The 12,231-nt window shown below is 71.8% G+C and carries 10 protein-coding genes and 4 pseudogenes; 1 reads left to right on the top strand and 13 read right to left on the bottom strand.

Annotated features, from left to right (window positions below; genetic code table 11):
* Window positions 1-108: 108 nt before the first annotated feature.
* From OG390_RS27555 to OG390_RS27520, 8 genes and pseudogenes are all read right to left on the bottom strand, one after another.
* Entirely contained in the window at window positions 109-1,329 is a 1,221-nt protein-coding gene (locus OG390_RS27555; protein WP_406171962.1) for a cytochrome P450, read from the bottom strand.
* A gap of 137 nt (window positions 1,330-1,466) precedes the next feature.
* Window positions 1,467-1,730 (bottom strand): annotated as a pseudogene (locus OG390_RS27550) (response regulator transcription factor); the annotation flags it as partial.
* An 11-nt stretch (window positions 1,731-1,741) separates the two neighbouring features.
* Window positions 1,742-1,921: pseudogene (locus tag OG390_RS27545) on the bottom strand (two-component sensor histidine kinase); the annotation flags it as partial.
* Between the two features lie 122 nt (window positions 1,922-2,043).
* Entirely contained in the window at window positions 2,044-2,724 is a 681-nt protein-coding gene (locus tag OG390_RS27540; RefSeq protein ID WP_406171960.1) for a response regulator, read from the bottom strand.
* Entirely contained in the window at window positions 2,721-4,379 is a 1,659-nt protein-coding gene (locus OG390_RS27535; RefSeq protein ID WP_406171958.1) for a histidine kinase, read from the bottom strand. Before OG390_RS27535 ends, OG390_RS27540 begins: the two co-directional genes overlap by 4 nt.
* Window positions 4,380-4,440: 61 nt before the next feature.
* Window positions 4,441-5,640, bottom strand: coding sequence for an acyltransferase (locus tag OG390_RS27530; protein WP_406171956.1), 1,200 nt, complete (start codon window positions 5,638-5,640; stop codon window positions 4,441-4,443).
* A gap of 100 nt (window positions 5,641-5,740) precedes the next feature.
* Window positions 5,741-6,883, bottom strand: coding sequence for an alpha/beta hydrolase (locus tag OG390_RS27525; protein WP_406171954.1), 1,143 nt, complete (start codon window positions 6,881-6,883; stop codon window positions 5,741-5,743).
* Between the two features lie 187 nt (window positions 6,884-7,070).
* Window positions 7,071-8,045: an alpha/beta hydrolase gene (locus OG390_RS27520; protein WP_406171952.1), complete on the bottom strand. Its 975-nt coding sequence runs from the start codon at window positions 8,043-8,045 to the stop codon at window positions 7,071-7,073.
* A gap of 184 nt (window positions 8,046-8,229) precedes the next feature.
* Here OG390_RS27520 and OG390_RS27515 point away from each other — a divergent pair, with 184 nt between their 5' ends.
* Window positions 8,230-8,838, top strand: coding sequence for a TetR/AcrR family transcriptional regulator (locus OG390_RS27515; RefSeq protein WP_406171950.1), 609 nt, complete (start codon window positions 8,230-8,232; stop codon window positions 8,836-8,838).
* 217 nt (window positions 8,839-9,055) lie between these two features.
* Here OG390_RS27515 and kynU read toward each other — a convergent pair whose 3' ends face one another.
* The 5 genes and pseudogenes from kynU to OG390_RS27490 form a co-directional block, all read right to left on the bottom strand.
* Window positions 9,056-10,240: a kynureninase gene (gene kynU, locus OG390_RS27510; protein ID WP_406171948.1), complete on the bottom strand. Its 1,185-nt coding sequence runs from the start codon at window positions 10,238-10,240 to the stop codon at window positions 9,056-9,058.
* Window positions 10,233-11,081 carry a tryptophan 2,3-dioxygenase family protein gene (locus OG390_RS27505; RefSeq protein WP_406171946.1) on the bottom strand — a complete coding sequence of 283 codons (849 nt, stop codon included), beginning with the start codon at window positions 11,079-11,081 and terminating at the stop codon, window positions 10,233-10,235. The genes kynU and OG390_RS27505 overlap by 8 nt, the downstream gene beginning before the upstream one ends.
* Window positions 11,082-11,200: 119 nt before the next feature.
* Window positions 11,201-11,359 (bottom strand): annotated as a pseudogene (locus OG390_RS27500) (DUF3151 family protein); the annotation flags it as partial.
* Between the two features lie 381 nt (window positions 11,360-11,740).
* Window positions 11,741-11,869 carry a hypothetical protein gene (locus OG390_RS27495; protein WP_406178376.1) on the bottom strand — a complete coding sequence of 43 codons (129 nt, stop codon included), beginning with the start codon at window positions 11,867-11,869 and terminating at the stop codon, window positions 11,741-11,743.
* Window positions 11,870-12,120: pseudogene (locus tag OG390_RS27490) on the bottom strand (serine hydrolase); the annotation flags it as partial.
* Window positions 12,121-12,231 lie beyond the last annotated feature (111 nt).

Here is a 12,231-nt window from a genome sequence, read left to right as displayed (position 1 = left end):
GAGTGAGGGCCGGTCGCGCAGTTCCCCGCGCCCCTCAAGGCCCCAGGTCCGGGTCGCCCATCGGCCAGGGGCGGAGGGGGCGAGATCCGCCTGCATTCGCCCTGTTCGTCAGAGCGTCACCCGCAAGCCCTCCAGGCCCCGGATCACGAAGTTCGGCTTTCGGGTCGGCTCCTCGGAAAGCGTGAGCGTCGGGGCGTGGGTCAGCAACGCGGTCATGGAGGAGGCCAGTTCGATGCGGGCCAGTGGCGCGCCGATGCAGTAGTGGATGCCCGCGCTGAAGGAGATATGGGGGTTGTCCGCGCGCGCGAGGTCCAGCTTCTCCGGGGCGGCGAAGACCGCGGGGTCATGGTTGGCGGAGCCGAACAGCATGGCGATCTCCGCACCGCGGGGGATGGTCGTACCGTCGATCTCGATCTCGTCGAGCACCCAGCGCTCGAAGAGCTGAAGCGGCGTGTCGTAGCGCATCAGCTCCTCCACCGCCGTGGGGATCAAGGAGTGGTCCGCGCGGAGGGCGGCCAGCTGCTCGGGGTGGCGGAACAACGCCCACCAGCCGTTCACCGTGGAGTTGACCGTCGCCTCGTGTCCCGCGTTCAGCAGCAGCACGCACGTGGAGATCATCTCCTGCTCGGTGAGACGGTCGCCCTCGTCGTGAGCCGCGATGAGCCCCGAGATCAGGTCGTCTCCGGGCTCCTTGCGCCGGACCTCGATCAGCTCCCGCAGGTACTCGGTGAACTCGACCGACGCCCGGACCGCCTTCGCCGCCGTCTCCTCCGACGGATTCAGCTCATACATCCCGCAGATGTCCGCCGACCACGGCCGCAACGGCGCCCGGTCCGACTCCGGAATACCCAGCATTTCGGCGATCACCGCCACCGGCAGCGGCTCCGCGACGTCGGTCAGCAGGTCACCGCCGCCCGCCTCCACCAGCCCGGCGACCAGCTCACCCGCCAGCCGGTCGACATACGGCTTCAACTGCTCCACCGTGCGTGGCGTGAACGCCTTCGACACCAGTCGCCGGATACGCGTGTGGTCCGGGGGCTCCAGGTCCAGCATCCCGTGGTCGTTGAGCACATGGAACGGCTCGTGCTCGGCCGGCGGTGTCGTCCGCCCGAAGTCCTCGTGCGTGAACCGGTGCTGGTACGTCCTCCCCAGGCGTCGGTCCCGCAGCAGCGCCGACACATCCGCGTGATGCGGCACCAGCCACTGGTGGGTGGGCTCGTAGTAGTGCACCCGGCCCCGCGCACGCAGCTCCTCGTACGCCGGGTACGGGTCTGCCACGAACGCCGGGTCCCACGGGTCGAAGGTCTGCGGAGTCTCCAAAGCTGCCATGGACGGACGCTAGCCCGGCGCACCCCCCTCCGAACAGGGCGTCTCGACGAACGACCCCGCCCGGCCCGTCGACCACGCCCCTGATCACCCGGGCGTGACCAACCGCGCCTCGTACGCGAACACCGCCGCCTGCGTACGGAGGCTCCCGCGCGCAACGCCTGGTACACGTACTCGTCGAGGTCGAACGTGGTCAGGACCAGCACCTTCGCGGCCCCGTCCGCCGCGACGATCTCCCGGGTCGCCTCGATCCCGTTCATCTCCGGCATACGGATGTCCATCAGCACGACGTCCGGGGCGAGCTCACGGACCCGCTCGACCGCGTCCCGGCCGTTGACCGCCTCGCCGACCACCTCGATGTCCGGTATCGCGCCGAGCAGCACGGAGAAGCCCTCTCGGACCATCACCTGGTCGTCGGCAGGCGTCGGGTGAGCGGGCCGTCCACGCGCATGCGCGGCAGCGGGTGGTAGGCGAAGGCGTCGTGGAACAAGTCCTGCCGCAGCCCGCGCAGGGCGTCCGCGGCCAGCCGGAACTCCGGGCTGCGTGGCTTGGCCTCGCCCGGCGGCGTCATCTGCGTCGGGGTCGTCTCGGTCACGTTCAAAGCGGTAGGCCGTGGTGGGGGTCGCGGTCGTCACCTGCGAGGAGGGTCCTTGTGGGGCCGTCTCAGGTACTACGGGTAGGGGCGGAGGTCCTTCGGCGGGGTGGTCGGGGCTCGGCTCAGTAGCCTGCGGGGCGGATCAGGCCGGACTCGTAGGCGAAGACCGCTGCCTGGGTGCGGTCGCGTAGGCCGAGTTTTACGAGGATGCGGCCTACGTGGGTCTTCACGGTCTGTTCGGCGACGACCAGGCGTTCGGCGATCTCCGCGTTCGACAGGCCCTGGGCGATGTGTGCGAGGACCTCCGTCTCGCGTTCGGTCAGCTCGCCCACGCGCTGTTTGAGGGGGACGCGAGGCGTGGAGCCGAGGCGGGAGAACTCGGCGATGAGGCGGCGGGTGATGCCGGGCGCGAGCAGTGCGTCGCCCGCAGCGACCACCCGTACCGCCTCGGCGAGCTGGTCGGCGGACGCGTCCTTGAGCAGAAACCCGGAGGCGCCGGCGCGCAGGGCGTCGTACACGTACTCGTCGAGGTCGAAGGTGGTGAGCACCAGCACCCTGATCCAGGGCGTCTCGTCGGTGATCCGGCGGGTGGCCTCGATGCCGCCGAGTTCGGGCATACGGATGTCCATCAGGACGACATCCGGGGCGAGTTCGGCGACCTTGGCGATCGCGTCCAAGCCGTCGACCGCCTGGCCGACCACCTCGATGTCGGGCTGGGTGTTGAGCAGCACGGTGAAGCCCTGCCGGACCATCTGCTGGTCGTCGGCGATCAGTACGCGAATGGTGCCGCTCGCGCTCGTCATGGGGTCTCTTTTCCAGTCGGGCCTGTGGAGTTGTCGTCGGTGGAGTTGCCGTCAGTGGGAGCGGCGCCGTTTCGGGGCAGAAAAGCCGCTACCGCGAAGCCGCCGCACGACGTCTGCGAGGTCACGAGGGTGCCACCGAGCATCGCCGCCCGCTCGCGCATGCCGAGCAGACCGTGCCCCGCGCCCGGGGACGGCGGGCCGGGCCGCTCGGGTCTGGAGTTGACGACCCGCACCTGAAGACCGCGCGGGAAGTGCCAGAGCTCGACACGGACCGCGGAACCGGGTGCGTGCCGCAGGGCGTTGCTCAGCGCCTCCTGGATGATCCGGTACGCCGACAGCTCCACGCCGGGTGCGAGGGGAAGCCGCTCGCCGGAGATCTCCGTGGTCACGTCCAGCCCGGCGGCCCGGGTGTTCTCGACGAGGGCGTCGAGGCGATCGAGCGTGGGCTGTGGGGAGTTCGGGGCGGCGCCCGTGCCCGCACCGAGGCCGTACGGGTCGTCGAGGTTCTCCGAGCGCAGTACGCCGAGGACACGGCGCAGCTCGGTCAGCGCCTCCAGCGCGTTCTGCCGGATGCCTTCCAGGTTCTCCTTCAGCTCCTCGGTGGGGTTCTCGACCAGGTGCGGGGCGACCTGGGCCTGGATGGAGATCACCGACATGTGGTGGGCGACCACGTCGTGCAGCTCGCGCGCGATACGGCTGCGCTCCTCCAAGAGCGTGCGGCGGGCCCGCTCCTCCTCGGTCAGCGAGGCCTGCTCGACCAGCTGCGTACGGGCTTCCCGGCGGCCTCGGAGTGCGGTGCCGAGGAGGACCACGGCGGCGAAGACGACGACCGCCAGCAGTCCCGTGGGGCGGTAGACCTGCCCGCCGACCACGCCCTGCACGAAGTACGTGGCCAGGGCCGTCAGGGACAGCGCGCCGACGGTCACGCGCGTGGGTACCCGCAGCGCGAGGAAGAAGAGCACGAAGGCGTGCGCGATGATCGCGGGCGGGCTCCATGGCCAGTCGGGACCGCCCGGGGACGCGACACCCACCGCCATGTGCGAACGCGCGTCCACGTGCGGGCTCCACGACCAGTCGAGGCCGCCCGGGGACGCGACACCCACCGCCATGTGCGAACGCGCGTCCACGGCGGCCACGACGGTCGCGCCCAGCGAGAGCCACCAGGCGGGAACGGGCCGCCACAGTGCCAGGGCCATCGCCACACCCTGCGCGAGCCCGGTCACCGTGCCCAGTCCAAAGCCCAGTTGATAGTTGCTGTTCAGATCGTCCGCGCCGGCGAGCGCGATGCCGAGGGCGATCCAGCACACCACGACATGCGGCAGCCGGCGCAGCCACCGCGGCCGGGTCAGCGGCGGCAGTGGTGCGGCCGACGGGGACGCGAGATCGCTCAGGACCGCACGTATCAGAGCACTGACGCGCTGTAAGCGAGTGGGAGGACTGGGAGCGCTGGTGGGACGGGCCTCGGGGGGTGCGAGGTTGCCGGAGGCCTCCGGGCGGTTGCGCTTGTCCGTCACATCCTGAGGGGTGGACTCGCGCGCGGCTTCCTGAGGGGTGGGCTTGGGCTCGGCTTCCTGACGGGGGGACTTGCGCAGTGCGTCCCGCGGCTCGGGATTGTTCGTGGCGTCCTGCGGATCGGCCCCAGGGCGGGGGGACATGGGAGGCATGGGGGGCTCGCTGTTCGGGTCCCGGTGCTCCTCGCTGGTCACGTGGTCAACCCTAGGCACGAGGGGTCGACTTCGCTCCAGCAGGGCCGGGGCGGCGATGGACACGGACGACTCGGGACGGGCGGCCGGTGCGGCGGCGGGAACCCTGTTCGTAGGTGCGAAAGGCGGACCAGCAGACGGCGAGGGCCAGGGCGAACACGGGGAGCCAGGCCAGCCGGGCCACCACCCAGCCCAGCCCGTCCGGGATGGTGTGCAGGCCGGGGAGACGGCCCGTGAGGAGACCGAGTGCGGTGACGGCCATCATCGAGGTCTGGTGCCACAGGAATATCGTCATCGCGGAGAGATTGGCGAAAGCTGTCCCCGCCCAGACCAGCGGACGCCGCATCGCCCGGCGCAGCGGCTCGCGCAGCAGCAGGGCGAGGCCGCACTGGGCCAGGCCGAAGGTGACCGCGGCGAGCGTCGGTGGGTTCAGGTTGGAGACCGGCGCGCCGGGCACGCCGGCCATCGAGGCCGGATAGGCGGCCCACGTCACCAGTGCCGCCGTCGCGGCCGCGCCGCCGGTCAACAGCACCCAGCCCGCGCGCCGTCGGTCCAGTTCACCGCGTGTCCAGGCCGCGCCCAGGGTGTACGGCACCAGCCAGCCCGCCGCGACGTTCACCCAGCCGAGCCAGGACGGGCCGCCGAGACCGAAGCGAATGAGGTCCATATGGAGAACGACGGCCAGCGGCCACAGCGGGTTGATACGCGTCACCAGGGGCGTCACCGCGGTCAGTACCGCGAAGACCACGAGGAACCAGAGCGGGGACAGGGCCAGCTTCACCAGCGTGTGGACGGTCGCGAAGTCCGCGCCCGACACGAGCAGGCAGGCCGTGGCGACCGTCCATAGGGTCAGCACCGCCGCCACCGGCTTGAAGAGACGGCTCAGGCGGGCGCGCAACCACCTCCCGTACGTCGTCCCGCGCGCCCGCGCCGACGCGTAGCTCTTCGTCGCCACATGGCCGCCCACCAGGAAGAACACGGCGAGCGTCTGGAAGACCCAGGAGATCGGGGCCAGCCAGGGCATGTGCTGCAACGGGCTCGCCGTGTGCAGCGCGCCGCCGTCCGCGACCAGGGCCGTCACCAGCCAGTGGCCGAGGACGACGCCGAGGATGGCGAGGGCGCGCAGCGCGTCCACGGCGCGGTCGCGCTCCGCCGGGGTGACCTCGTCGATCCGGCGGGCTCCGTCCCGCAGGCCGTGCACCGCCGCACGCATACGGCCGCGGACTCCCGCCCGTATGCGCGGCGCACCCGGCCGTGTGCCGGGAGCGGCGGCCCGGGCACCTTCCCGACAGCGGGGCTCACGCAGACTCGACTCACGCACGGGTCACCTCCGAGGTGTCGCCGAGGACGATGCGGGCGAGGTTGTCCAGGGACACCGAGCCCGGTGTGAAGTAGTCGCTGTGGCCGCCGCCGCCCGCCGCGAAGACATGGGCGCCGAAGGCGGGGGACACGGGGTCGGTGCCGAAGCCGATCGTGGTGCCGAAGAGGTCGGCCCTCGTGTGCGGGACGTTCGCGACCCAGTCGTCGGCGCCGCGGGCCGCCCAGACGCGGGCGGACGTGTGCAGCGCCGCCGCGGAGTCCGCGCCGGTGCCCGGGCTGCCGAGGAGGGCGATGTCCTCCACGTCCAGGCCCCGCGCCGCGCGGCCGCAGACCACCGTGCCGTACGAGTGGCACAGCAGGGACAGGTGCGCCGACTGGCCTACGACGCCCCGCAGTTCGCGTATGAACCCCTTCAGGCGCGGGGCCGCGTTCTCCGCGCGGCCCGTCGTCATGACCGTGGTGCTCACGGTGCCCGGAGTCTCATAGCCGAGCCAGGCGACGACAGTTGTGCGCGGGCCGAGGCGGTCGTGCAGGGCGAGAGCGCCCGCGCGGAAGCGGCCGTACGTCTCCAGGGTGGTGTCGGAGCCGGGGACCAGGACGGCCACGCGGTCGGCGTGGGCGAGGTCCCCGACGACCTCGACGGCCTGGCCTGAGCCGCGGCCGTCGAAGGAGAGGAATCGGCGGGACGGGGCGGCCATGGCGCGGTCGGCGGCGGCGCGGGTGCGGTCGCCGTGGTCCGCGGCCATGCGGGCCGCCTCCGCGGCATTGGCGCGGTTGGCCGCATACGCCTTGTCCAGCGTCGACGCTGTCACCGGAGCGAGGACCGCGGGCGCCGGGGCGGGTATCCGGGGCCGGGCGGCGGCGGACACGGGGACGACGACTGCGCCCATGACGAGCGCGGCGAGCAGCGTACGACGCAGACGCCGGACGAATCGGCCCCCGCCTCGGCCGGACCCTCGCCCCGCCGCATCTACTCCCGCAGCCGTCGGCTCCCCCGCGCCCGACGCCTCCGCACGCTCCGCCCCCGGCCCGTCCGGCCCCGTGTGCTCCCGCCCCAGCCGCTCCGTCGCGGGCGGCGTCGAGTCCGCGGACCGGTCCGCTCTTCCCCTCGCGCTCGGCTTCGCCCGGAATCCCATCGTGTCCTGTCCTTCGCTTCCAGCGCGCCCGCTCATCGGGCGTCTCTGGAGGGGAAGTTACGGACCGTGACGTGTCGTCGGCGTCCCGCTGGGGAGCTCACCTGAGAGGTAGCTCTCAGGTACTACGGGTATGACCGGGGCGGCTCGAAGGAGCAACAAGTCCCCTTGTCACCAGGCCAGTTGGATGTCACCAAGCCAGCTGGGCGATCTCCTCGGCCACCACGGCGCACGCGTCCGCCGCCGGGTCGATCGGGGGGAAGTGGCCGACCTCCTCCAGGAGCGTCAGGCCGACCACCTCTCCCGCTTTGGCGGCGGCATCGGCGTACGACTCGGCGACCGCCTGCGGGACGACGATGTCGGTGCGGCCCTGTACGAGGGTGGTGGCGATGCCGGTGGGGAGCAGGTGCACCGGGTCGGCGTAGGGCAGCCGCTCGGCGAACTTCCCTTCGCCCAGCAGTTGGCGGGCCGCACCGGCACACACGTCGAGCTTCTCCGCGACCTGGAAATCCGCGATCGGAGCGAGGGCGACGACGCCGCGCAGGGCGGCGGGCCGGTCGGTGCGCCAGGGGGCGTCGGCGGGCAGGAGGTGGCGGGCGGCGGCCCACAGGGCCAGGTGGCCACCCGCCGAGTGACCCGTGACCACCGTGCGCCGGGGGTCGGCCTGCGGGAGCTTCTCGCGTACGAGGGCGGGCAGCGCGTCCAGCGCGGCCGCGATGTCGTCGAAGGTGTCCGGCCACCGCCCCGCGATCGGGCCCGTGGCGCCCTGACCCTGAGCCGGGATCGGGACGCTGTGCGGCTCGGGGGCCGCAGCGCCCCGGCGGTACTCGACATTCGCCACGGCGAAGCCGCGGCGGGCCAGGAAGTCCGCGAACGGGGTGATGTGCCGGCGGTCGTACGGGGCACGCCAGGCGCCGCCGTGCAGGACGACCACGAGGGGGGCGGGGACCGCGGGGTCCGGCTCACGCGGGGCGTAGAAGTCGATCACCTGGTCCGGGTGGTCGCCGTACGACGCGGTGATGTCGGGGTCCACGGGCGGGTGCGAGAAGGCCGACGCCTCTTGCGCGGCGTCGCGCTGCAGGGCCGCCTCGCGCTCGGCGGCGGCGCGCTGTGCGGCGGCTCCGTCGGCGGCGTCGTCCTGGGCTGCGGCGTCGTCGTCCTGCATGCTCCAACCTCTCAGCGGTGAAACGGATTTGGCGGACCAGGGGAGAATTCGGCCGTTGGCGGGGACGGTATCAGGCGCGTGACGTGCGTCGACACGGGGTTGTCACGCTCGGTGAGGGTTAAACGGTTCTACTGTTTCGTTACGCTGGCGGGTAGCGTCCGCATGCCCGCAGAAGGAGGTCGTCATGTCCGCCGAGCCCGGCACCGTACGTCCCGGGGGGCGTACCGCCCGTGTCCGTACGGCCGTGTTGCGGGCCGCCGGGGATGTGCTCGCCGAGCACGGGTTCGCGCATCTCGATCTGGCCGATGTGGCTCGGCGGGCCGAGGTGGGCAAGACGACGGTGTATCGGCGGTGGGGGTCGGTGACGGGGCTGGTCGCCGACTTGCTCAGTGATATGGCCGAGCAGTCGGTTCCCCGTACGGAGACCGGGAGCGTACTCGGGGATCTGCGGGCCAATGCCGCGCTGGTGCGGCGGACGTTGGCGGATCCTCGGCAGGGGGCGCTGTTTCGGGCGGTCATCGCTGCGGGGGCGTGCGACGTGCGTACGGCGGAGGCGTTGCGGAGGTTCTACGACGTGCGGGTCGCCGAGTGGGCGCCGTGTGTGGAGCAAGGGGTCGCTCGGGGGGAGTTGCCGACGGGCACCGATGCCGCCCTGGTTGTGCGGGCGGTTTCGGCCCCGCTCTACTACGCCTTGCTCACCACCGGGGTGGCTCCCGACTCCGCCGCCGCCGAGCGGGCCGCCGAGGCCGCGGTTGCCGCTGCCGCGGCCGGGGTGTACGTCGTCGGCGGGTGACCCCACGCGGTGGTGCGGGCGGGCAGGGTTTTCGCCCCCTCCGCCCCTACCCTCCCCCAAGCTCTCGGCTTCGCTCGAGCAGGGGCCCCCATCGTCCCTGGGGGCTGCCGCCCCCAGACCCCCGCTTCGGCCTTGACGGCCTCGTCCTCACACGCCGGACGGGCTGAAAGATCAAGCCCCGGCCGGGGAGGGAAGGGAGCAGCGCACGCCCCCAGAGCTACCCCAGCACCTCCCCCAGCACCCGCGCCGCCCTTTCCACATCCCCGAACCCCACGTACAAGGGCGTGAAGCCGAAGCGCAGGACGTCGGGATGGCGGAAGTCGCCGACCACGCCCTGTTCGATCAGGCTCTTCATCACGGTGCCCGCTTCCGCGCAGCGCAGGGCGACCTGGCTGCCGCGTTCCGCGTGGGCGGACGGGGTCAGGGACTCCACTCGGCCCTCGGGGACGTACGCCGAGACGCACTCCAGGAAGAAGTCCGTGAGCGCGAGGGACTTGGCGCGGACGGAGTCGATCGAGACGCCGTCCCACACTTCCAGCGCCGCTTCCAGGGCCAGCATCGACAGGATGTCCGGCGTGCCGACCCGACCGCGCAGCGCACCCGGAGCCGGGGCGTACGACGGGCTCATGCCGAAGGGGTCCGCGTGGGAGTTCCAGCCGGGCAGCGGGGAGTCGAAGCGGGACTGCAAGTCGCTGCGGACGTACAGGTACGCCGGTGAACCAGGACCGCCGTTCAGGTACTTGTACGTGCAGCCGACCGCCAGGTCGACGCCGTGCGCGTCCAGACCGACCGGCAGCGCGCCCGCGCTGTGGCACAGGTCCCAGACCGCCAGCGCGCCCGCGTCATGGATCGCGGCGGTCAGGGAGGGGAGGTCGTGCAACCTGCCCGTGCGGTAGTCGACGTGGTTCAGCAGCACCGCCGCCGTACGGGGGCCCACCGCACCCGGGACCTCGGTCGGGTCGAGCGGCCGCAGCTCGCACCCCGTAAGCCGCGCCGCGGACGCCGCGATGTACCCGTCCGTCGGAAACGTCGTCGCGTCGACGACGATCTCATCGCGGCCGTCCCCCGCCAGCCGCACCGCCCCCACCAGCGCCTTGAAGACGTTCACACTCGTGGAGTCACCGACCACGATCTGCCCGGCCGCCGCCCCGACCAGCGGAGCGATCCGGTCACCGATCCGCTCGGGCGCGGTCCACCAACCGCTCTCCTCCCAGGAGCGGATACGCAGCTCACCCCACTGCCGGCGCACGACGTCGTCGACCCGCCCGGGCACCCCCACCGGCAGCGCGCCGAGCGAGTTCCCGTCCAGGTACACCCCGTCGTCCAGCACGAACTGCGCCCGCAGTCCGGCCAGTTCGTCGGCCGAGTCCAGCTTCTCCGCCTTGAGGATCAGCTCAGACATGAGACCTCGCCGTCCACAGCTCCGGGAAGACGTTCTTCTGCGCCCGCTTCTCCAGCCAGGCCACCCCGGCGGAGCCACCCGTACCCGCCTTCGCGCCCATCGCACGCCGCGTGGCGACGAGATGGTCGTTGCGCCAGCGCCACACCAGCTCGGCGACGTCCGTCAACGCCTCGCCGAGGCGGGCGAGTTCGTCGTCCCCGGGGCCCGAGTACAGGGATGTCCACACCGTCTCGACCTCTCCCGAGGGCTCGTACCGCAGCGACACATCCCGCTCCAGCACGGACGCGGGAATCGCGTGCCCGTGGCGCGCCAGCAACCGCAGCACCTCGTCGTACAGGCTCGGCTCGTGCAGCGCCTTCTCCAGCTCGGCGTGCACGCGCGGCGCGCCCCGGTGCGGGACCAGCATGGAGGCGGACTTCTCGCCGAGCAGGAACTCCATCCGGCGGTACATGGCCGACTGGAAGCCGGACCCCTCGCCGAGGGCCGCGCGGTAGGAGTTGAACTGGGCGGGGGTGAGCTGCGAGAGGGGCCGCCAGGAGGCGTTCAGCGCCTCCAGCTCCCGTACGGAACGCTTCAGCGCTGCCACGGCGGTCGGGACGTCGTCGGAGCGCAGGGCGCCTGCCGCCGTCTCCCACTCGTGGACGATGACCGTGAACCACAGCTCCATGACCTGGGTCGTCACCAGGAAGACCATCTCTCCGGGGTCGTCGGAGAGGGTGTGCTGGAGGTGGGTGAGCACATCCGCCTGTACGTAGTCCTCGTACGGGGTCGTGCCCTGGAAGTCGAGATGCGGGGTCTCGGGCTCCTGAGCCGCTGCGGGCTGAGCCGGATGGGACGACATCGCTGTCTCCTGATGCGTACTCCGGGTAGCGGTCCGCCCCTGCCGTTATCGACACGGGGGCCCCGGTCCCCACCGCGCATCCTCCACAATCGTGCCCCGAAACCGCAAGGTCCGCCTGGTCACACCAGGCGGACCTGCACAAGCGCACCCACAGCGACAGCACCGAGCCGCAGGAACTGGCTGCAGCGCTCGTACTCCTCCTGCTCGCCGATCGCCTGCGCGGCGCGGGCGAGAGCGTGCAGGGCGCGCAGGAAGCCGCGGTTCGGCTCGTGCTCCCAGGAGAGGTTGAAGATGTTCCCACTGAGGATCGGCCGGGGAGGACCAGGACATGACGGAGCAGGAGCGGCTGGGACAACGTCGCGGCACAGCTGCCGGAGCCGGACCTGGAGTGGGTGCGGGGCCTCGCCGGGATCTGCTCCACGGAGTGGACGGGCGACAAGCCGCCGGACGGGTGCGGCTGGCGAATCGGGACACACAGAAGCCGCTCTCCAGCGGGATTTGAGCGCACGACCCCTTCGTCCCGAATGAGGCTCGGGCGGGATCGACACCTGCCTGTTTGGTGTTTACGCAGGTCAGAGCGTTGGTCTGGATGGGCTTCGCGTGGTGCGGGGTGGGCTTGGGGAGCAGGTTGGCTCCCAGATGGCTCCCAGCCGCTTCCGTTAGCCGAGCGAGGGGAAGGGGCGGCGGGCTACCTCCTGGGCGTCGTCCATGAAGGCGCCCAGCATGCGCATCACCATCTCCGCCATCGTCGCGGCGGCCTCGTCGCAGTGGGCGAACCTCAGCTCCATCAGATTCAGCTTGCCTTCCTCCCGCAAGGGCGCCGATGGACGACCACACCGCGAGAATCTTGGTGAGGCCAGCGGCGTCGAAGAGGGTGTCGTGCCGCATCGGCAGGTCAGGCTCGTCGGGGTCGAGGGCCGGTGGTGCCGTGGGCGCGGGGGGCGGCGCTGTCGCCGACGGCCCACACGGCGCTTGGGTAGACCTTGTCGCGGGCTCCTTCGCTCAGGAGTTGATCGATGCGCTTGGTGCGGTACGTCATGGTCTCCCTGTTCACCGTGGGCAGCCCGCCGGATCAGCGTAGTGGCGCGGGCAGGACGGGTGGGGCAATGGCGCGTCGGACATCGGATGCGGCGCGTGCGTAGTCGCAGGC

It is taken from the genome of Streptomyces sp. NBC_00996 (genome assembly GCF_045162675.1).
GTDB lineage: Bacteria > Actinomycetota > Actinomycetes > Streptomycetales > Streptomycetaceae > Streptomyces.
The sequence above is the reverse complement of the archived record's forward strand: the minus strand, read 5'-3'. Positions and strand labels throughout refer to the sequence as shown.